Source organism: Mumia sp. zg.B17 (assembly GCF_019550915.1).
Lineage (GTDB): Bacteria > Actinomycetota > Actinomycetes > Propionibacteriales > Nocardioidaceae > Mumia.
The window spans coordinates 686,119-704,225 of the sequence record NZ_JAHWCI010000006.1 but is presented as its reverse complement, the minus strand read 5'-3'; the positions used below and the strand labels follow the sequence as shown (position 1 = coordinate 704,225).

Annotated in this window: 23 protein-coding genes; 13 read left to right on the top strand and 10 right to left on the bottom strand. The window is 71.5% G+C overall.

The genetic code is table 11. The annotated features are described in order from the left end of the window. From KV097_RS11895 to KV097_RS11875, 5 genes are all read left to right on the top strand, one after another. A complete protein-coding gene (locus tag KV097_RS11895; RefSeq protein WP_220365960.1) occupies positions 1-864 on the top strand; it encodes a class II glutamine amidotransferase in 864 nt (287 codons plus the stop codon). Between the two features lie 73 nt (positions 865-937). Beyond that, positions 938-2,341 carry an NADP-dependent phosphogluconate dehydrogenase gene (gene gndA, locus KV097_RS11890; RefSeq protein WP_374106990.1) on the top strand — a complete coding sequence of 468 codons (1,404 nt, stop codon included), beginning with the start codon at positions 938-940 and terminating at the stop codon, positions 2,339-2,341. Then, complete coding sequence (locus KV097_RS11885; protein ID WP_220365959.1) at positions 2,338-2,811, top strand: helix-turn-helix transcriptional regulator; 474 nt, start codon at positions 2,338-2,340, stop codon at positions 2,809-2,811. Before gndA ends, KV097_RS11885 begins: the two co-directional genes overlap by 4 nt. Beyond that, the gene (locus KV097_RS11880) at positions 2,808-3,242 is read left to right on the top strand and encodes a VOC family protein (protein ID WP_220344020.1); all 435 of its coding nucleotides are present in this window, start codon (positions 2,808-2,810) and stop codon (positions 3,240-3,242) included. The genes KV097_RS11885 and KV097_RS11880 overlap by 4 nt, the downstream gene beginning before the upstream one ends. Positions 3,243-3,264: 22 nt before the next feature. Beyond that, on the top strand, positions 3,265-3,732 hold the full coding sequence (locus tag KV097_RS11875; protein ID WP_220365958.1) for an SAM-dependent methyltransferase: 468 nt from the start codon (positions 3,265-3,267) through the stop codon (positions 3,730-3,732). Here the strand turns inward: KV097_RS11875 and KV097_RS11870 are convergent. From KV097_RS11870 to KV097_RS11855, 4 genes are read right to left on the bottom strand one after another with little or no spacing between them, the layout of a single operon-like run. Then, a complete protein-coding gene (locus KV097_RS11870) occupies positions 3,717-4,388 on the bottom strand; it encodes a pyridoxamine 5'-phosphate oxidase family protein (RefSeq protein WP_220365957.1) in 672 nt (223 codons plus the stop codon). The two genes, KV097_RS11875 and KV097_RS11870, sit on opposite strands and share 16 nt — an antisense overlap. Positions 4,389-4,394: 6 nt before the next feature. After that, positions 4,395-4,832, bottom strand: a complete 438-nt coding sequence (locus KV097_RS11865; RefSeq protein ID WP_220344023.1) for a CBS domain-containing protein — start codon at positions 4,830-4,832, stop codon at positions 4,395-4,397. Between the two features lie 56 nt (positions 4,833-4,888). Next, complete coding sequence (locus KV097_RS19530; RefSeq protein WP_220365956.1) at positions 4,889-5,653, bottom strand: hypothetical protein; 765 nt, start codon at positions 5,651-5,653, stop codon at positions 4,889-4,891. A 42-nt stretch (positions 5,654-5,695) separates the two neighbouring features. After that, positions 5,696-6,610, bottom strand: a complete 915-nt coding sequence (locus tag KV097_RS11855) for an inositol monophosphatase family protein (RefSeq protein WP_220365955.1) — start codon at positions 6,608-6,610, stop codon at positions 5,696-5,698. A gap of 55 nt (positions 6,611-6,665) precedes the next feature. Between KV097_RS11855 and KV097_RS11850 the strand changes: the two genes are divergently transcribed. Further along, positions 6,666-7,163 (top strand): DUF2231 domain-containing protein, encoded by a 498-nt coding sequence (locus KV097_RS11850; RefSeq protein WP_220346478.1) that lies wholly within the window; start codon positions 6,666-6,668, stop codon positions 7,161-7,163. A 30-nt stretch (positions 7,164-7,193) separates the two neighbouring features. Here KV097_RS11850 and rsgA read toward each other — a convergent pair whose 3' ends face one another. From rsgA to KV097_RS19525, 5 genes are read right to left on the bottom strand one after another with little or no spacing between them, the layout of a single operon-like run. Further along, positions 7,194-8,186, bottom strand: a complete 993-nt coding sequence (rsgA, locus tag KV097_RS11845) for a ribosome small subunit-dependent GTPase A (RefSeq protein WP_301021706.1) — start codon at positions 8,184-8,186, stop codon at positions 7,194-7,196. After that, positions 8,183-9,457, bottom strand: coding sequence for a 3-phosphoshikimate 1-carboxyvinyltransferase (gene aroA, locus KV097_RS19290; RefSeq protein WP_255559420.1), 1,275 nt, complete (start codon positions 9,455-9,457; stop codon positions 8,183-8,185). The genes rsgA and aroA overlap by 4 nt, the downstream gene beginning before the upstream one ends. A gap of 48 nt (positions 9,458-9,505) precedes the next feature. Continuing rightward, positions 9,506-10,033 carry a DoxX family protein gene (locus KV097_RS11840; protein ID WP_220346480.1) on the bottom strand — a complete coding sequence of 176 codons (528 nt, stop codon included), beginning with the start codon at positions 10,031-10,033 and terminating at the stop codon, positions 9,506-9,508. A gap of 54 nt (positions 10,034-10,087) precedes the next feature. After that, positions 10,088-11,317, bottom strand: a complete 1,230-nt coding sequence (locus KV097_RS11835; RefSeq protein ID WP_220365953.1) for an NAD(P)/FAD-dependent oxidoreductase — start codon at positions 11,315-11,317, stop codon at positions 10,088-10,090. Positions 11,318-11,372: 55 nt separating this feature from the next. Further along, positions 11,373-13,526: a sigma-70 family RNA polymerase sigma factor gene (locus tag KV097_RS19525; RefSeq protein ID WP_220365952.1), complete on the bottom strand. Its 2,154-nt coding sequence runs from the start codon at positions 13,524-13,526 to the stop codon at positions 11,373-11,375. A 116-nt stretch (positions 13,527-13,642) separates the two neighbouring features. On the opposite strand from KV097_RS19525, the gene KV097_RS11825 reads away from it, so the two are divergent. The 7 genes from KV097_RS11825 to KV097_RS11795 all read left to right on the top strand — a co-directional run bounded on the left by KV097_RS11825 (position 13,643) and on the right by KV097_RS11795 (position 17,953). Beyond that, entirely contained in the window at positions 13,643-14,407 is a 765-nt protein-coding gene (locus tag KV097_RS11825; RefSeq protein WP_220365951.1) for a hypothetical protein, read from the top strand. A 96-nt stretch (positions 14,408-14,503) separates the two neighbouring features. Then, complete coding sequence (locus KV097_RS11820; protein WP_220344033.1) at positions 14,504-15,295, top strand: SOS response-associated peptidase; 792 nt, start codon at positions 14,504-14,506, stop codon at positions 15,293-15,295. After that, positions 15,295-15,951: an alpha/beta family hydrolase gene (locus tag KV097_RS11815; protein ID WP_220365950.1), complete on the top strand. Its 657-nt coding sequence runs from the start codon at positions 15,295-15,297 to the stop codon at positions 15,949-15,951. The genes KV097_RS11820 and KV097_RS11815 overlap by 1 nt, the downstream gene beginning before the upstream one ends. A 157-nt stretch (positions 15,952-16,108) precedes the next feature. Next, on the top strand, positions 16,109-16,753 hold the full coding sequence (locus tag KV097_RS11810) for a sigma-70 family RNA polymerase sigma factor (protein WP_220344035.1): 645 nt from the start codon (positions 16,109-16,111) through the stop codon (positions 16,751-16,753). After that, positions 16,750-17,037 (top strand): mycothiol system anti-sigma-R factor, encoded by a 288-nt coding sequence (gene rsrA, locus KV097_RS11805; protein ID WP_220346486.1) that lies wholly within the window; start codon positions 16,750-16,752, stop codon positions 17,035-17,037. Before KV097_RS11810 ends, rsrA begins: the two co-directional genes overlap by 4 nt. Before the next feature lie 17 nt (positions 17,038-17,054). Continuing rightward, positions 17,055-17,420 (top strand): thioesterase family protein, encoded by a 366-nt coding sequence (locus KV097_RS11800; protein ID WP_220344699.1) that lies wholly within the window; start codon positions 17,055-17,057, stop codon positions 17,418-17,420. Beyond that, a complete protein-coding gene (locus tag KV097_RS11795; RefSeq protein ID WP_220365949.1) occupies positions 17,417-17,953 on the top strand; it encodes a GNAT family N-acetyltransferase in 537 nt (178 codons plus the stop codon). The genes KV097_RS11800 and KV097_RS11795 overlap by 4 nt, the downstream gene beginning before the upstream one ends. A 53-nt stretch (positions 17,954-18,006) precedes the next feature. Here the strand turns inward: KV097_RS11795 and KV097_RS19900 are convergent, their stop codons facing one another. Continuing rightward, positions 18,007-18,081 carry a 50S ribosomal protein bL37 gene (locus tag KV097_RS19900; protein ID WP_373887156.1) on the bottom strand — a complete coding sequence of 25 codons (75 nt, stop codon included), beginning with the start codon at positions 18,079-18,081 and terminating at the stop codon, positions 18,007-18,009. Positions 18,082-18,107 lie beyond the last annotated feature (26 nt).

Below are 18,107 nucleotides of genomic sequence, written 5' to 3'. Positions count from 1 at the left end.
ATGTGCCGCTTGTTCGGTCTGCACTGCGGGCGTCAGCCGACGACCGCGACGTTCTGGCTGCTCGACGCGCCCGACAGCCTGCGGGCCCAGGGTCGGCGCAATCCGGACGGCACGGGCATCGGGGTCTTTGCGGCGGACGGGAGAGCGACGCTCGACAAGCAGCCGATCGACGCGTGGGACGACACCGACTTCGCGCGGGACGCTCAGACGCTTCGCGGCACGACCTTCGTGGCGCACGTCCGGTATGCGAGCACGGGCGCCCACACCGTCGCCAACACCCACCCCTTCGAGCTCGACGGCCGCCTGTTCGCCCACAACGGTGTGGTGGGTGGCCTCGACGCGCTCGACGCACGTCTGGACGAGCTCGACGCCGGCGGGCTCGTGGGGGGACAGACCGACAGCGAGCGCGTGTTCGCGCTGATCACGGCGGTCGCGCGACGCAACGGCGGGGACATCGAGGCGGCCCTGCGTACGGCGATCGCCTGGATCGCCGACAACGTGCCGGTGCTCGCGCTCAATCTGGTGCTCACGACCGCAACCGACCTGTGGGCGCTGCGCTACCCCGAGGTGCACGCGCTGTGGTTCCTCGAGCACACCGAGCGCGAGGTCGGCGATGGCTGGGATCGCTCCAGCGACCGCATTCGAGCCCAGGTCGAGCCCGACGGCGTCACCGGCGAGCGGACCGTGGTCGTCGCCTCTGAGCAGATGGACGCGGAGGCGGGATGGACCGCTCTGGAGCCAGGAGAGCTCCTGCACGTGGACAGCGACCTGGTCACGACCCGCACCTCTCCCTTCGGCCCGCTGCGACACCCGCTCAGGCTCTCTCAGCTCGAGCCGGTCGCCGCCGCATCGCAGCGTGCCTGACCGCTCAACAGATCAGGAGGACGACGTGAACGACACCCCGAAAGCGCGCATCGGCGTCACCGGACTCGCCGTGATGGGACGCAACCTCGCTCGCAACCTGGCGCGGCACGGCAATCCGGTCGCCCTGCACAACCGCACGTACGCGCGGACCCAGAGCCTCGTCGACGAGCACGGCGACGAAGGCACCTTCGTCCCGTCGGAGTCGATGCGTGACTTCGTCGCCTCGATCGAGCGCCCGCGTCCGATCATCGTGATGGTCAAGGCGGGAGAGCCGACCGACGCCGTGATCGAGGAGCTGGTCCAGCTGCTCGACGAGGGGGACATCGTCATCGACTGCGGCAACGCGCACTTCGCCGACACGCGACGTCGGGAGGCAGCACTGCGGGAGAAGGGTCTGCACTTCGTGGGTGCGGGCGTCTCCGGCGGCGAGGAGGGGGCGCTCAACGGACCGAGCATCATGCCCGGCGGGTCCGCGGAGTCGTACGAGACGCTCGGGCCGATGTTCGAGGCGATCGCGGCCCAGGTCGACGGCACGCCATGCTGCACCCACGTCGGACCCGACGGCGCGGGGCACTTCGTCAAGATGGTGCACAACGGCATCGAGTACGCCGACATGCAGCTGATCGCAGAGGCCTACGACCTTCTGCGGCACGGGCTGGGTGCCGAGCCCGCCCAGATCGCGGACATCTTCCGGGAGTGGAACGGTGGTGACCTCGAGTCGTACCTCATCGAGATCACGGCAGACGTCCTCGGCCACACCGACGCCGAGACCGGACGCCCGTTCGTCGACGTGGTGCTCGACGAGGCCGAGCAGAAGGGCACCGGACGCTGGACCGTCCAGACCGCACTCGACCTCGGGGTGCCGGTGACCGGGATCGCCGAGGCGACGTTCGCACGCTCGGTCTCGGGCCACGCAGAGCAGCGTGAGCCCGCGCGTGCGGCCTATCCGGACGGGCACGCCGACACGGCGTGGCGACCGGACGACGTGGACGCGTTCGTCGAGGACGTCCGTCGTGCGCTCTATGCGTCCAAGGTGGTGGCCTACGCCCAGGGGTTCGACGAGATCCAGGCCGGCAGCAAGCACTACGAGTGGGGCGTCGACCCGGGCGCGATGGCGACGATCTGGCGGGGTGGCTGCATCATCCGCGCACGCTTCCTCGACCGCATCCGTGAGGCGTACGACGCCGACCCGGACCTGCCCACGCTGCTGGTCGCGCCCTACTTCGTCGACGCCGTCCAGGAGGGGCTCGAGTCGTGGCGGCGGGTCGTCGGGATCGCGGCGCACGCGGGCATCCCGGCGCCGGCGTTCGCCTCGTCGCTCGCCTACTTCGACGCCCTGCGGGCCGAGCGCCTGCCCGCCGCCCTGATCCAGGGGCTCCGCGACGACTTCGGTGCCCACACGTATCGTCGCGTCGACAAGCCGGGCACCTTCCACACACGCTGGGGCGGGGACCGCACCGAGGAGCAGCAGGGGTGACGGCGCCCACCGTCACCGAGGTCCCGCGGGACCTCCTCGTCCACCTGCGGCGCGCTCGCGACCTGGCGGACCGGTGCTACGCCGAGCCGCTGGACCTCGGTGCTCTCGCCCGTGCCGCCGGACTGTCGAAGCACCACTTCCTGCGGGCGTTCGCCGCCGCCTACGGTGTGACGCCGGGAGCCTACCTGCGACAGCGCCGCATCGAGCGCGCACAGGACCTGCTCCGAGCCACCAACCTGACCGTCACCGAGATCTGTCACCACGTCGGATACAGCAGCCTCGGCACGTTCAGCCGGACCTTCACGACGCTGGTCGGCGTCTCGCCGTCGGACTACCAGCGATGCTTCGCCGACGGGGCTCCGCACATCCCCGGGTGCTGGGTCTTCATGCGCGGGCCGAGCGATGTCGCCAGCACGGCGCAACATCGGAGAAGCGCCTCGGCCGGTGACCGTCGTAGCGTCACGTCATGATCACGAACATCTCGCTGGTGACCGTCTGGGTCACCGACCAGGACTCTGCCCGAGACTTCTACGTCGACCTGCTCGGCTTCGAGACGCGCACCGACCAGCGCCTCGGCGACGGGTTCCGGTGGCTCACCATCGGTCACCCCTCGCAGCCCGAGCTCGAGGTCACGCTGATGGTGCCCGGCCCACCCCTCGACCCGGGGGTGGCCGATGCGGTCGCGAGAGCCCTCGACAACGGGACGATGAGCGGGATCGGGCTGACCGTCGACGACTGCCAGAAGACGTACGAGGACCTCACCGCCCGCGGGGTCACGTTCGTCCAGCCGCCCTCGGAGCGCCCGTACGGCGTGGAGGCGGTGATGCGCGACAGCTCCGGCAACTGGCTGGTGCTCGTCGAGCGGCGTGCGTACGACGGGAGCGACTTCCCGCACGCCTGAGAGAAAGGACGAGAGGAGCGCAGTGACCACCTTCCCGATGACGCCGGTGGGCGTCGTGCACGGCCCCGCCGAGGACCCGTCCGGTGACCGCGGCTGGGGTGACGTCGACAGCGTCGTCGAGGTCGACGAGAAGTTTGGGGAACGCCCGTTCGAGGGTCTGGACGGGTTCTCCCACGTGGAGCTCGTCTTCGTCTTCGACGAGGTCGAAGAGCGCGCCGACTACCGTGAGCCGCAGCGTCCGCTCGGGCGCCGCGACATGCCGGCGATCGGCATCTTCGCCGACCGTGGCCCGGTCCGCCCCAACAGGCTCGGACACTCGGCGTGCGAGATCGTCGCCGTCGAGGGTCGGCGGTTGACCGTGCGAGGACTCGACGCGGTCGACGGGACACCGGTGCTCGACATCAAGCCGGCGATGCCGGCGTTCCTCCCCGAGCACGTCGAGCAGCCGGAGTGGGCGCAGCGTCTGATGGAGTCCTACTTCGACGGCTGACGCGCCGACGGCTGCGCGTTGCCGTCGGGCGACGTCAGCCGCCTCACCGACGAAGGCACGACGACACCGCGTCGGAGGTCGGGAGCGGGCAGCGGGCTGCCCGCAGCCTCGGTGAGCGGGACCACGCCCGCCCAGGCCGGTCCGGCCACGTCATCGGGGTCATCCTCGGGCCAGCCGTCGGACACCTTGAGCGACCAGTGCTCGATCGGCAGCCCGAGCACCAGGGTCGCCGCGGTCTCGCGTGACGTCGGGCGCCGGACCTCCGAGAGGCGACCGGGGACCAGGGCTTCGGTCAGCAGGTCCAGAGCACGTGCCTGCGCGTCCCCCGTGAGCGGCGACGCGGCGCCGAACAGCATCGCGCTGCGGTAGTGCAAGGACGACTCGAACGCCGAACGGGCGACCACGATGCCGTCGAGGGCCGTCACCGCCACGGAGATCGGGGCACCCCGGGCGAGCCGGCGCATCCAGGGTGAGCCGGTCGACCCGTGGATGAGCAGCACGTCACCGTCGCGTGCGAACGCGGTCGGGAACACCGTGGGAAATCCGTCGACGTCGACGGCCACGTGGCAGGTCCGTGACGAGTCGAGAAGTCGGTCGAGCGCGGCCCGGTCGTGGCGCTGCTTGCCGGCCAGGCGGGTCACGCGGGTCGTCGGCACTCCAGGTCAGCGTGCGGAGGCGACGTACTGGTTGAGCTGGTCGCGCTCGAACTTCAGCTGTTGCATCCGGTACTTCACGGCGTCACCGATCGACAGCAGCGCGACGAGGTCGCCGTCCTCGCTGATCACCGGGACGTGCCGGATGCGCAGGTTCGTCATGGTCTCCAGCATCGCGGTGATGGAGTCCTCGGGCGCGCAGGTGTGGACGTCGGTCGTCATGATCGACGACACGGGCTGCGACGTCGGGTCGCTGATGCCACGGAGCTTGCGGACCACGTCGCGCTCGGAGACGATCCCCACCAGGCGGCGCTCGTCCTCGCAGACGACGAGCGCACCGATGTTGTGCTCGGCGAGCTCGTCGAGGAGGTCGGAGATCGGCGCGTCAGGCGCGATCGTGAAGACCTCGGTGCTCCCCTTGGACGTGATGACGTCGCTGACCTTCATCGTTGATCCCCCCAGGCGTGGACGATGGGGTCAACCTAGCGCGATCCGACTCGCGGTCACCAGCCCTGAGGCGGTCCGGGCCGCTGGTAGGAGCTGCTCGAGTTGCCGTAGGCGTCGTACCCGGTGCCGTAGCCGCTCGTTGAAGTGTCCCACTCCGAGCCGGTCCTGGAGAACCACTCATTGGCGCCGCCGGTGAAGAGCAGCACCACCACCGCGACACCCGCCACGACCCACAGGAGCGAGACGAGCGCCATGATCATCAGCATCCCGACGGCGATCGTCAGACCCGAGAGGACGACGAGGGCGATCCGGGCCCATCCGACGCGTCGCAACGTGAGGACGGCAAGCGCCGCCGCGGCCAGCGAGGCGACGATGAAGGCGACGGCCGTCGTATAGATCACGGACATGCTGTCGGCGATCGTCGCGATGTCGGACCCGGTCTGGTCGAAGTCGTTGGGGCGCTTGGCGATCTCGTCCAGGAGCGGGTCGATGGCCAGCACGATGGCGATCCACCCGAGAACGGCCATCGTCGCGGTCACGATCGTGATCCAGCCGGCGATCGTCACGGTGGCCGGGCGTGCGTCGGGATCTCTCGGGATGGGGAAGCTCGCCTGCGGCAGGCCCTGGGCGTACGGGTCGTAGCCGGGCGGGCCGTACGGGGGTTGCTGTCCGTACGGTGCCTGTCCGTACGGTGCCTGTCCATACGGCGAGGGCTGTCCGTACGGCGGCTGTCCGTACGGGGGTTGCTGTCCGTACGCCGGTTGCCCGGATCCGGACGGTTCGCCCGGCACAGAGGGGTACGGCGGCGTCGGCGTGGACATGACGCTGATCCTACCGAGGCCGGCAGGGCGGGGATGCGTGGATCAGGAGTCCGAGCGGCGACGGGCCGCCAGGTTCGTGACGTTGGTCGGCGCGGTGGCTCGCTGGGCACCCTCGTGCTCGTTGCTGTCTCCGGGCTCGTCGTGCGGGACCGGGTCGGGGAAGTAGCCCAGGTAGGCCATCGCCGCGTCGTGCAGCAGGGTGTTGGTTGCGAGCGCGTTGCCGTGCCACGGGCCGGGCTGGCCGTTGAGCGCCGTGAAGGTGCCACCCGCCTCGCGGACGATGGGGTCGAGCGCTGCCATGTCCCAGAGCGCCAGCTCCGGCTCGGCGGCGATGTCGACAGCGCCCTCGGCCAGCAGCATGTAGGACCAGAAGTCGCCGTAGCCGCGGGTGCGCCAGCAGCGCCGGGTGAGCGCGAGAAAGCTCTCGAGCTTGCCGATGTCCTCCCAGCCCCCGAGCGACGCGTAGGCCAGGGACGCGTCGTCGATCCGATCGATCTTCGACACCTGGAGGCGGGTCGCCGACATGAGCGACTTGCCGGTGTAGGCGCCTCCGCCCTTCGAGGCCCACCAGCGTCGACCGAGCGCGGGAGCGGAGACGCACGAGGCGACGACCTCGTCCTCGACCGCCAGCGCGATCAGGGTCGCCCACACCGGCACGCCTCGCACGTAGTTGGAGGTCCCGTCGATCGGGTCGATGATCCAGCGCCGCGGGGCGTCCTCGACGGTGCCGACCTGCTCGCCCGACTCCTCGCCGAGCACGGTGTCGCGGGTGCGCGCGCTGCGCAGCGTACGCCGGATCGTCCGCTCGACGGCCTGGTCCGCCTCGGTCACCCAGGTGGTGTCCGGCTTGGTCGTCACCACGAGGTCGGCGGCCCTGAACTTCTCCATCGAGATCGCATCGGCGTTGTCGGCGAGCACGTGGCAGAGCCGGAGATCGTCGTGGTGGGAGTGCGCCATGGGCCCACAGTAGAGGTACGGACCCCTACGATGGACACCGTCCTGGGAGGCAGCCATGTTCGGTTTCATCGACGGAGTTCCGCTCCACCCGCTCTTCCTTCACGCGCCGATCGTGCTGATCCCGGTCACCGCGCTCCTGACGCTCGCGTTCCTGGTGCCGCGGTGGCGGTGGGCGTTGCGCTGGCCCGTCGCCGTGCTGGCCGTGATCTCCGCCGCTGGGACGTACGCGACAGTCCGGTCGGGGGAGCAGCTCAAGGATCGACTCGAGCTGGGCGGCGAGATCGCGGACGCCATCGACGTCCACCAGACGTGGGGCAACCGTCTGCTCTACGCCGCGATCGTGCTCGCCGTCCTGGCCGTGCTCGCGGCTATCGTCGCGACCAGGACGGCCGGTCTGGCCTCGACCCTGGTCGCCGTCCTGCTGGCCGTCTCCGGGGTCACGGCCGCGTGGATCACCTACGAGACCGGTGACCGGGGCTCGCGTGCGGTGTGGTGCGCCACCGGCGTCGCGGCTGGCGAGACGGCGTCGCTCGAGGAGTGCCTGACTCCCTGATCGGTGCCGCCGCCGCACACGCGGACCACGTCAGTCGGCGTCCTCACGGCTGACCACGAGTCGGCGGAAGGAGTCGACCCGCGCCGCGTCGAGGCGGCCCTCGGAGACCGCGACGTCGAGGGCGCACTCAGGGTCGTCCACGGTGTGCTGGCAGCCACGTGGACACTCCTCGGTGACGTCGGACAGGTCGGGGAACGCAGCGAGCAGCCGGTCGATCGAGACGTGGGCCAGCCCGAAGCTCCGGATCCCCGGGGTGTCGACGATCCAGCCACCGAACGGCAGCGGAAGCACGTGGGTCGAGGTCGAGGTGTGCCGACCGCGACGGCTGACGGCGTTCACGTCGCCTGTCGCCAGCTCGGCGTCAGGGACGAGCGCGTTGACGAGCGTCGACTTGCCGACGCCGGAGTGGCCGACGAGCACGCTGGTCCGGCCGCGCAGCCGCTCGCGCAGCATCTCCAGGTCACCGCCTCGGTGCGTGACGACGACGTCGACCTCGAGCGGGACGAGCATCGCGACCAGGGGGTCCGGATCGCCGAGGTCGGACTTCGTGAGGCACACCAGAGGGCGCATCCCCGCGTCGAACGCCGCGACGAGGCAGCGTTCGATGAGGCGAGGTCGAGGTGGAGGATCGGCGAGCGCGGTGACGATGACCATCTGGTCGGCGTTCGCGACGATGACGCGCTCGATCGGGTCGTTGTCGTCGGCCGTACGGCGGAGCACCGTCGTCCTGTCCTCGACCTCGACGATGCGGGCGAGGGTGTCGTGGGTTCCCGAGGTGTCCCCGACGATGCGGACCCGGTCGCCCACCACGACCGCCTTGCGACCGAGCGACCGGGACTTCATCGCCGTCACGACGCGGTCGTCGTCGCCGACGAGCAGGCCGTAGCGCCCGCGGTCGATGCCGACGACCCAGCCGGTCTCGGCGTCGTCGTAGCTCGGGCGCTCCTTCGTCCGTGGACGCGTGTGCCGGCGCGGGCGGTCGAACTGCTCGTGCGGACGGTCCTCGTCGTAGCGCTGCGTCACGACGCGAACCGCTCCCAGTCCTGCGCGAAGCCCGGGTAGGTCTTGGCGGTCGTCGCGACGTCCTCGACACGGACGTCCTTGACCGCGAGCCCGAGCACGGCCGCCGCGTGTGCCATCCGGTGGTCGGCGTACGTCCGGAGCGTGGCGCCGTGCAGGGGGCGCGGACGGATCGTCAGCTGGTCGGTGCCTTCCTCGACCTCGCCACCGAGTCGGCTGATCTCGGCGGCGAGCGCGGCGAGACGGTCGGTCTCGTGGCCGCGGAGGTGACCGATCCCGGTCAAGGTCGACGGCCCCGAGGCGAGTGCGGCGACGGCGGCGACCACCGGGGCGAGCTCGCCCTCGTCGCGGAGGTCGAGCGTCACACCGTCGAGGGTGCGGGGAGCGGTCACGACGAGGTCGTCGCCGTCGAACGAGACCTCGGCCCCGAACGCCTCGGCGATCGAGCGCCACCGGTCTCCAGCCTGGTCGGTCGCGCGGGGCCATCCGGTGACCCGGACCCGCCCCCCGGTGACCAGGGCACCGGCGACGAACGCACCGGCGTTGGAGAGGTCGGGCTCGATCGCGGTGTCGTACGCGGCGATGGGGCCGGGCTCCACGGTCCAGCGGTCGGTGCTCGCCTCCACCGTCACGCCACGGCGCCTGAGCTCGGTGAGCGTCATCTCCACGTGGGTCGCGGAGGGGACCGGCGGGCCTTCGTGGCGTACGTCCACGCCCTCGGCGTAGCGGGCGCCCGCGAGCAGCAGCGCGGAGAGGAACTGGCTCGACGCCGACGCGTCGATGGTCACCTGGCCACCGCGCACGTGCCCGTCACCGCGCACCGCCAACGGGAGCCGCCCGTCGCCGCGGTCGACGACCGTGACACCCAGCGCGCGGAGGCTGCTGACGGTGGTCGCCATGGGGCGTTCACGCGCCCGGACGTCGCCGTCGAACGTCACCTCACCGTCGGCCAGCGCGGCCACCGGGGGCACGAAGCGCATGACGGTCCCCGCGAGACCGACGTCGATGTGCACCACACCGAGCGGCGTGCCCCACGCGGCCGGCGTCACGACCCAGGCGTCACCGTCCTCGACGACGCCCACGCCCAGGATCCGCAGCGCCTCGGCCATCAGCGACGTGTCGCGGGAGACGAGGGGGCGGGCGAGCCGCGACGGGCCGTCCGCGAGCGCCGACAGGACGAGCGCGCGGTTGGTCTGCGACTTCGACCCCGGGAGCGACACTGTCGCGTCGACGGGATCGAGACGGAACGGGGCGGCCCACAGCGGTGACGTCATCGCAGCCGAGCCTATCCGACCACGACTGCGACGACGTCGTGGCGACGCTCAGAGCGGCAGCGACTTCTTGACCTGCTTGGCCGTGCTCTGGACCGAGTCCTGGACGTGGCCGCCGGCCTTGACGACCTGGTCCTTCGCGCGCCGGGGCAGGATCTTCTTGTGCGGCTCGGGGTCGAGGGTCGCCATCAGCAGGCCACCCATCATGGAGAGGTTCTTCGTGAAGTGGATCTTCTGGTTGGCCGCCGTCGAGGCGTCGTCCTCGTCCCAGAACGAGTGGCCCGCCAGGGTGGTCGGGACCAACGTCGCGGCCAGGACCGCCGCGGACAGGCGCGGGAAACGCCCCAGCGCCAGCGCCGTGCCGAAGCCGAGGTGCAGGGCGCCGTTGATGCGCACCATCGACTCCGGATCGGTCGGGATCGATGCTCCCGGGACCACCGACTGCACGAACCCGGCGATCTTGTCGGTCGTCGGCTTCACGTGCTCGGCCATCATCGGGGCGTTACGGAGGGCGCTCGCTCCGCCGTAGACGAACATCGAGGCGAGCAACGGACGGGCGACGGTACGCAGCAGAGTCATGGTTCTTTACTACCCCCTTCGGCCCACCGCCACACATCACCGGCGCCCGTCACCTCAGAGGTCGGCCAGCGGGACGCCCCGGTCGCCGAGGCGTCCCGCGTCCACGCGGCGTCCCACGAGCGCCTCGAGCGGGTCGACACCGTCGTCCCACATGTTGACGTGCATCGCCGCCTGCACGACCCCGTCGCGCAGCCAGAACGCCTGGAAGGCCAACGGGCCCGCCGGGTCGGCGTCACCCCGCACGACGACCTCGGTCTCGTCGACGTCCTCCACGTGACCGACGTACTCCATGCCCAGGTCGTACTGGTCGGTGAAGAAGAACGGCAGCTTGTCGAAGGTGACGTCCTGGCCGAGCATCGACCGCGCCGCCACCGGACCGGAGTCGTGCGCCATCGCCCAGTGCTCGACCCGTACGCGCCGCCCGAGACGAGGGTTGTCCACCGCCGCGATGTCGCCCGCTGCCCACACCGCGACGTCGGAGGTGCGCAGCGACGGGTCAGTGTCGATACCGGGGTCGCCGGAGAGCCCCGCTGCCTGTCCCCAGTCGCTCTGCGGTGCCGCGCCGATCGCCACGACCACCGCGGCCGCGGGCACCTCCTCGCCCTCGCTCGTCACGACCGACGTGACCGAGCCGCCGTCTCCCCGGATCTCCGTCACGCCGCTGCCGAGCCGCAGGTCGACGCCGTGGTGCCGGTGGAGGGAGGCGAAGATCTCGGCCACGCGGTCGCCGAGCACCCGCCGCAGGGGGAGCGCCGCCGTCTCGACGACCGTCACGGCGACGCCGTTCGCCCGCGCGGCCGCGGCGATCTCGAGCCCGATCCATCCTGCGCCGACGACCACCAGCGGACCGCCGGCCTCGATGGTCGCCCGGATCCGCTCCGCCTCGGGCATGTCACGCAGGTAGAGCACACCGTCGAGGTCGGCGCCGGGCACCTCGATCCGTCGCGGCCACGAGCCGGTCGCGAGGAGGAGCTTGTCGTACGCCAGGCTGCCGCCGCCCTCGAGCTCGAGCACCCTGTCCTCGAGGCGTACCCCGGTCACCATCGTCTCCGTCCGGAGGTCGATGTCGTGGTCGCTCCACCACCCGGAGTCGTGCAGGTACGCCGAGGACTCCTTCTCCGACCCGAGCATGTAGCCCTTGGAGAGCACCGGCCGCTCGTACGGCGGCCTGTCCTCGACGGTGACCAGCACGACCGCGCCGTCGAAGCCCTCCTCGCGCAAGGTCGCCGCCGCGCTCCCGCCTGCCAGCCCGCCACCCACGACCACGTACGTCTCATCGCTCATGCCGGTGACCGTACGCCGTTCCCGGTGACGGGCGCCACGGAACGGATGCCAGGTCTCAGCGGAACGTGGCGGCGACGTCCTCGAGCAGCGCGCTGAACCGCTGGTTGCGATCGAGCCGCGGACTCGTGGTGCGCGGCAGCGTGAAGAGCGAGCCGCCGACGCTCGCCGTGGTGGCGTCCAGGACCTGACCCGGACGTGCCCTCGCCGACACGTGCTGCGACGCCGTGGAGCCGGGGTCGAACGCCCACTGCTGACGGGTGCTGCCGGCGCAGGCCTCCGTCGTCACGGTCGAGACGACGGGCCTCGCCGCCGAGGTCAGGCATGCTCCGGTCGCAGGCCCGCTGACCGCGCGGATCGTCCACCACCCCGTGCCGCTGCCGGCGTCCCAGACCCGCCACACCGTCGCGGTGCCACAGCTCCCGAGGCGCGTCGACGCGGAGCCGGGACGACCGGTCGCCTCGATGCAGCGGGTGCCGAGACCGATCGGGCGCACGGAGATGCGCGCGACGGCGGGCAGCCGGATCGGGCCCAGGGTCGCGGTCTCCGACCTCCCGGCGGCGTTCAGTGCGACCACCTCGTAGACCACACGGGCGCCGTTCGGTGCTCCGGTGTCGACGAACGAGGTGGTGACGAGTGGGTCGGGGCCCGACACGAGGTCGCCGCTCACCGCCGCCGCTGCGGAGCGGCCCGCACCCGCCAGGCCCGTGCCCACACTCCGGTAGACCTCGTACCCGTCGGCGCCGGCGACGGCTGACCACGCGAGTGTGAGCCCGCCCGGCTCGTCGGTGAGCGCGAGGTCTCGTGGTGCCACGGGAGGGGTCGGTGCCGGCTCGGTCGGTTCTGTCGGCTCGGTGGGCCCAGGCTCGGTGGGTGCCGGCTCTGTCGGCCCGGGGTCGTTGGGCCCGGGGTCGTGAGGTTGCGGCTCCTCCGGGTTGCGTGGGTCGTCCGGGCCTGGTCCGCCAGGCCCGGGGTCGTCGGGTGCGCCCGGTCCTTCTGGCGCGTCAGGAGCTCCGGGGTCCTCGACACCCGGGATCCCCGGGATGGTCGACGGGGATCCGGGTGGCACCAACCCGGGAAGGGTCGGGGGTATGACCGCCGTCGGGGGGACCGTCTGGGGACGGACCCGTGGGTCGGAGTCTCCGGGGCGCGTAGGGCCGGGAAGCGAGAGCGACGGCCCGTCGGACACCTCGTCGGAGGTGGGACCGCCCGGGCTCTCCAGTGTCATGAACGCCATCGCGGCCACGACCGCGGCGCCGATCACGCCCAGCGTGATCCCGGCCGCGGCCACCCCATGGGCGGGTGCCGCCGTCACCCAGTCGCGGGCGCGCCCTGCTGTGTTCCCGGCCCAGCGTCCCGGGTTCGTGTGACCGGCGCCCCCGGCGGCGGATCCCCCCGCACCGGCGCCGGCGGCCGCCACCTGACCCTGGAGATCGGCGACGTACCGAAGTCCGACCGCTCCCAATAGCGCCGGAGCCAGCAGTCCACGGAGCCCCGAGTTGACCTCGACCAGCTCGAGGTAGACACCGGTGCAGCGCGCGCAGCCGTCGAGGTGCTCACGGACCTTGGTCGTCTCGCGCTTGCCCAGGCCCTGCCTGACGTAGGCACCGAGGCGCTCGGTCGTCCCACGGCAGCTCTCCTCGGCGGTGTCGGCGAGGTGGACCTGGAGATAGGACTGCCGCAGTCCCTCTCGTGCCCGGTAGGCCAGCGCCGAGACGCCGTTGGCCGACATGCCCAGCATCGGGGCGATGTCGGCCGGCTTGGCCCCCTCGACGTCGAGGTGCCACAGGACCAGCTGCCAACGCTCGGGGAGGGCGACGAACGCCTGCGCCGCGGCGGAGCTCTCGAAGCTGGCCACGGCCGTGTCGCCGAACTCGACGCCGCCGTCGTACTTCTCGAGGTCGTCGGAGGGCTGAACCCGTCGGTCGGCGCGCACGCGGTCGATGTGGAGCTGGCGGATCGCGGTGAGGAGGTACGCCCTGAAGGCGACGTCGGGCCCGGCGCCCGCCCTCAGCTGGTCCAGCACCTTGATGAAGGCCTCGGACACGAGGTCGTCACCGTCGGGGCTGCGGACCAGCTGAGCGGCCATCCGACGCGCCGCGTCACGGTGTCTCTCGAACAGCACGCCGTACGCGGCGTTGTCGCCGGCCCGGACGGCCGAGATCAGCTCGGCGTCGCTCGGCGTGCTCGGATCGGCGGTGGGCTCTGTCATGGCGCCTCCCACGGTAGGCGAGATCGACGTGTCGCAGGCGTGTCGCGCAAAAAAGTTGTCGAACCCGCGTCATGGACCGGCGAAGCGCCCGTCTCACTCGCATGAAGCGCGACGACATGGCACGCCCTACGGCGACAAGCTCCGGTCGGCAGGACCAGTGGCACCCTCCGGCCATACGGGGGCTGGCCGCGGAGTCTCTGTTCCTCGTCCCCCGGCGTCATCTGGACGCGCTGCGGGACGTGCTTCGCGGTGGTGAGGACCCCGAAGGGGTTGCGGTCGAGCTCGGGGCGGCCGCAGCCACGGAGGGGATCGGCTGGAGCGAGCTGTTGCGCGACGTCGAGGACGTGAGTCGCAGCGTCTCGGGCTCGCTCCCTCCGTACGAGCTGGTCCGCGCGATGAGCATCGCGTGGACCGAGACCGCCGCGCAGGACAGCTACGTCGTCTCCTGCGAGGACCCCCTCACCGGGCTCACCTCGCCCGCACACCTGCGGACCCGGCTCGACGATGCCTATCGTCTCGCCGAGCGCGCCGGTGCGAGCGCGTCCGACCTGTGGGCGTTCGTGGTCGTCGAGGTGCGTCCGAGCGGCGGTGCGGAGAGCGGCCTGCTGCGGTCGCTCTCGATGATCGTCGTCGCCGAGCTCCTTCGTTCCTGCTTCGACGGCGACGAGACCATCTCACGGCTCGGCGAGCGCCGAGCCGTCGCGCTGGTGCGACGCTGGGACGCGACCCGCGGCTACAGCGCGCTGCGGGGCCTTGTCGACTCCTCACCCGACGTCCCGCCCACGCGGGTGTGGATCGAGGGTGTCCCGGGGACCAGCGAGGCGGCCTCCCGCCTGCTGGGCGAGCTCGGCCGCGGGGGGTCCGCGGACGGGCTCGGCTGACTGCTCCGGCGTCCGCTCGTTCTCGGGGCGGGCGGACGCCGGGGCTCACGGTGCACGCTCGGCGGCCCCGTCACCGCCGTGTGGAACGCTGGTGCCATGTGCGGTCGATACGCCACCACGCGATCCCCGTCCGACCTCAGCGCCGAGTTCGAGGCCGAGCCGGCCGAGGACCTGCCTGAGCTGGACCCCGACTACAACGTCGCCCCGACCAAGGTCGTCCCGCTCATCCTGGAGCGGCGCTCCAGCGAGGACCCCGCCGCGAAGCACCGGCTGGTCAAGGCGGTCACCTGGGGCCTGGTGCCGAGCTGGGCCAAGGACCGGGCGATCGGCAACCGCCTGATCAACGCGCGCGCCGAGACTCTCGCCGAGAAGCCGTCGTTCCGCGCGGCCTACGCGAAGCGGCGCGCGCTGGTGCCGGCGGACGGCTTCTACGAGTGGTACGCGAGCGAGAAGCGCGACGCCAAGGGCAGACCGGTCAAGCAGCCCTTCTTCATCCATGCGCCCGACCGGAGCACGCTCGCCATGGCGGGGCTCTATGAGATCTGGCGGGACCGCTCGCTGCCGGAGGACGACGACACCGCCTGGCTGTGGAGCTTCACGATCATCACGACGACCGCCACCGACGACGTCGGCCGGATCCACGACCGGGCGCCGATGCTCGTCCCGCGCGACCGCTGGGCCACCTGGCTCGACCCTGACACCGACGACAAGGACGAGCTCGCCCGTCTGCTCGTCCCCGCCGCACCCGGGGCGCTGCAGGCCTACCCGGTGTCCCGGGAGGTCAACAACGTCCGCAACAACGGCCCTCAGCTGGTGGAGCCGATCGCCCTCGAGGACGAGCCCGGCGCAGCCGAGGAGGGCGAGCAGCCGACGCTCGGCGGCCTCTGATGACGACCCTGGCCGAGGCCACGTACGACACTCCTCACGGGCCCGGGCGGCTCGTCTCGCGGCGCCCCGACCGGCCCTGGGCGACCCTCGTCCTCACCCACGGTGCCGGCGGAGGCATCGACAGCCACGATCTCGAGGTGCTCAACCGCGGGCTGCCACGCCTCGGGATCGGCGTCGTCCGCGTCGAGATGCCCTGGCGTACGGCCGGCAAACGGATCGCCCCGGCACCCTCGGTGCTCGACGCGTCGTTCACGGCGCTCGTCGACCATCTGCGTCCGCGGGTCCCGCTCGTGATCGGCGGGCGCAGCGCCGGCGCACGGGTGGCGTGCCGTCGCGCCCGGGCTCTGGGTGCGGTGGGCGTGGTGGCGCTCGCCTTCCCACTGCACCCGCCCGGGAAGCCTGAGCGCACCCGCGTGGCCGAGCTCGAGGGGTCGGGACTGCCGACCGTGGTCGTCCAGGGCGAGCGTGACCCCTTCGGGACGCCGCCGGAGTTCCCGGCGGGCACCTCGATGGTGGTGCTCCCGGGTGCCGACCACTCCCTCAGGGTCGGCAAGCGCGCGGTCCCCGACCAGGCTGCGGTGGACGCCCTGCTCGTCGACGGCGTGCACGACTTCGTACGCCGCCGGGTCGGGCGGGCGGCTCCCGTCGGGGAATGACGCCCGGCGGACCCGTGTTGAACCCACACGGTGCCGCCCGACTGTGGCGGACGCCTCGATCCGAGGAGGATGCGTGCTCGCGACTCTGACCCGTCCGGCTCCCGCCGGGGTCATCACCCCGGTCCCGGCCGGCATCGCCGGGGTAGGCTGGACCGCGATGACCGAACCCAATGACGTAGCCGCGACGCCCGCCGACGAGGGGACGGACCGGGCCGAGGCCGGTGAGTCGGCCGAGGCACGCACCGCCCGCTTCGAGCAGGACGCGCTGCCGTTCCTCGACCAGCTCTACTCCGCCGCGCTGCGGATGACACGGAGCCCGCACGACGCAGAGGACCTGGTCCAGGAGACGTTCGCCAAGGCGTACCAGTCGTTCCACCAGTTCCGTCCGGGGACCAACCTCAAGGCCTGGCTCTACCGGATCCTCACCAACACCTACATCAACTCCTACCGCAAGAAGCAGCGGCAACCGCAGCAGCAGATGACGGAGGAGATCGAGGACTGGCAGCTCGCCCGCTCGGCCGCGCACACCTCGAGCGGTCTGAAGTCCGCGGAGATGGAAGCCCTCGAGCACCTTCCCGACAGCGACGTGAAGCAGGCGCTGCAGCAGCTCCCCGAGGACTTCCGCTACGCGGTCTACCTCGCTGACGTCGAGGGCTTCCCCTACAAGGAGATCGCCGAGATCATGGAGACGCCGATCGGCACCGTGATGTCGCGTCTTCACCGTGGACGCAAGCAGCTCCGCGAGCTGCTCACCGACTACGCACGGGAGCGCGGCATGGTCTCAGCAGGTGACAAAGCATGAGTGACGACATCAGGCTCGGCCCCGACTGCCAGAGCGCCCTGGAGAACCTCTACCTGTTCCTCGACCACGAGATGGCCGAGGGCGACTGGGACGCCGTGCACGCGCACATCGCCGACTGCGCACCGTGCCTCTCTCAGTTCGACGTGGAGCGCATCGTCAAGGAGCTCGTCGCCCGCTCGTGCCGCGAGAAGGCCCCCGAGGTCCTGCGGGCCAAGGTGCTCACGTCCATCCGCACGACCGTGACGGTCACGCGGAGCGACCGTGGCGTCGAGCCCGGCGCGTGAGAGCGCTCGAGAAGGGCATGTCCGCCACGCTGTCGCGGACGGTCGGTGACAGCGACACGGCGCTCGCCCTCGGGAGCGGCTCGTTGCCGGTCCTCGCGACGCCTCGCACGCTCGCCTGGTGCGAGGAAGCCACCTGCGAGGCGATCGCGTCGGCGGTCGCGGACGGGTCGACGTCTGTCGGGACCCGGGTCCGCCTCGACCACCTCGCGGCGAGTCCGGTCGGTGCGACCGTGACGGTCGCCGCCGCGGTGACCGCGGTCGACGGCCGCATGGTGTCGTTCGAGGTCGTCGTCATGAGCGCCGACGGCACGCTGCTGGCCGAGGGCGAGGTGCGTCGGGTCGTCGTCGACACCGACCGCTTCCTTGCCCGCGTCCGCCCGTGACCTCGGCCGCGTCGGTCGGGGCCGGACGGCTGCTCGTCCGGCCGGTCCGGCCTGAGGAGTACGCGCGCGCCGGCGAGATCGTCGTCACGGCCTACCGCAGCGAGGGCTACCTCCGGTTCTCCGACGGCTCGGAGGACCACGCCTACGCCGCCAAGCTCGCCGACGTGGCGACGCGTGCCGCGGACTCTGTCGTCCTCGTCGTCGAGCTCGACGGACGACTCGTGGGCTCGGTGACCTGGTGCACGTCGGGCTCGTCGATGCGTGAGCTCGCGACGCGCCATGACCAGGGCGAGTTCCGGATGCTCGGCGTGGACCCGGGTGCCGTGGGCCGTGGTGTCGGCACCGCGCTCATCACGTGGTGCCTCGATCGTGCACACCAGGAGGGCCTCGCCGAGGTGGTGATCAGCTCGCTGCCGGAGATGACCGCTGCGCACCGGCTCTATCGACAGCACGGGTTCGTCCGGCGTACCGACCTCGACTGGTCGCCGGTCCCCGGCACGCAGCTCGTCGGCTTCAGCCGGCCGGTCGCCTGAGACCACACACGAGAGGGCCCCGCACCGTGTGGTGCGGGGCCCTCTCGGTGTGATCAAGCGTTGGGACGCTTGCCGTGGTTCGCGTTCTTCTTGCGACGCGCCCGGCGCTTGCGGCCAGTCTTGCCCATGGGTCCTCCTCGAACTGTGCTTCTCC

What these genes read in the sequence shown, in the direction of transcription:
- KV097_RS11895 (WP_220365960.1), top strand. Translation starts at nt 1, where the DNA reads ATGTGCCGCTTGTTCGGTCTGCACTGCGGGCGTCAGCCGACGACCGCG.
- gndA (WP_374106990.1), top strand. Translation starts at nt 938, where the DNA reads ATGGGACGCAACCTCGCTCGCAACCTGGCGCGGCACGGCAATCCGGTC.
- KV097_RS11880 (WP_220344020.1), top strand. Translation starts at nt 2,808, where the DNA reads ATGATCACGAACATCTCGCTGGTGACCGTCTGGGTCACCGACCAGGAC.
- KV097_RS11865 (WP_220344023.1), bottom strand. Translation starts at nt 4,832, where the DNA reads ATGAAGGTCAGCGACGTCATCACGTCCAAGGGGAGCACCGAGGTCTTC.
- KV097_RS19530 (WP_220365956.1), bottom strand. Translation starts at nt 5,653, where the DNA reads ATGTCCACGCCGACGCCGCCGTACCCCTCTGTGCCGGGCGAACCGTCC.
- KV097_RS11855 (WP_220365955.1), bottom strand. Translation starts at nt 6,610, where the DNA reads ATGGCGCACTCCCACCACGACGATCTCCGGCTCTGCCACGTGCTCGCC.
- KV097_RS11850 (WP_220346478.1), top strand. Translation starts at nt 6,666, where the DNA reads ATGTTCGGTTTCATCGACGGAGTTCCGCTCCACCCGCTCTTCCTTCAC.
- aroA (WP_255559420.1), bottom strand. Translation starts at nt 9,457, where the DNA reads ATGACGTCACCGCTGTGGGCCGCCCCGTTCCGTCTCGATCCCGTCGAC.
- KV097_RS11840 (WP_220346480.1), bottom strand. Translation starts at nt 10,033, where the DNA reads ATGACTCTGCTGCGTACCGTCGCCCGTCCGTTGCTCGCCTCGATGTTC.
- KV097_RS11835 (WP_220365953.1), bottom strand. Translation starts at nt 11,317, where the DNA reads ATGAGCGATGAGACGTACGTGGTCGTGGGTGGCGGGCTGGCAGGCGGG.
- KV097_RS19525 (WP_220365952.1), bottom strand. Translation starts at nt 13,526, where the DNA reads ATGACAGAGCCCACCGCCGATCCGAGCACGCCGAGCGACGCCGAGCTG.
- KV097_RS11825 (WP_220365951.1), top strand. Translation starts at nt 13,643, where the DNA reads ATGGCACGCCCTACGGCGACAAGCTCCGGTCGGCAGGACCAGTGGCAC.
- KV097_RS11820 (WP_220344033.1), top strand. Translation starts at nt 14,504, where the DNA reads ATGTGCGGTCGATACGCCACCACGCGATCCCCGTCCGACCTCAGCGCC.
- KV097_RS11815 (WP_220365950.1), top strand. Translation starts at nt 15,295, where the DNA reads ATGACGACCCTGGCCGAGGCCACGTACGACACTCCTCACGGGCCCGGG.
- KV097_RS11810 (WP_220344035.1), top strand. Translation starts at nt 16,109, where the DNA reads ATGACCGAACCCAATGACGTAGCCGCGACGCCCGCCGACGAGGGGACG.
- rsrA (WP_220346486.1), top strand. Translation starts at nt 16,750, where the DNA reads ATGAGTGACGACATCAGGCTCGGCCCCGACTGCCAGAGCGCCCTGGAG.
- KV097_RS11800 (WP_220344699.1), top strand. Translation starts at nt 17,055, where the DNA reads ATGTCCGCCACGCTGTCGCGGACGGTCGGTGACAGCGACACGGCGCTC.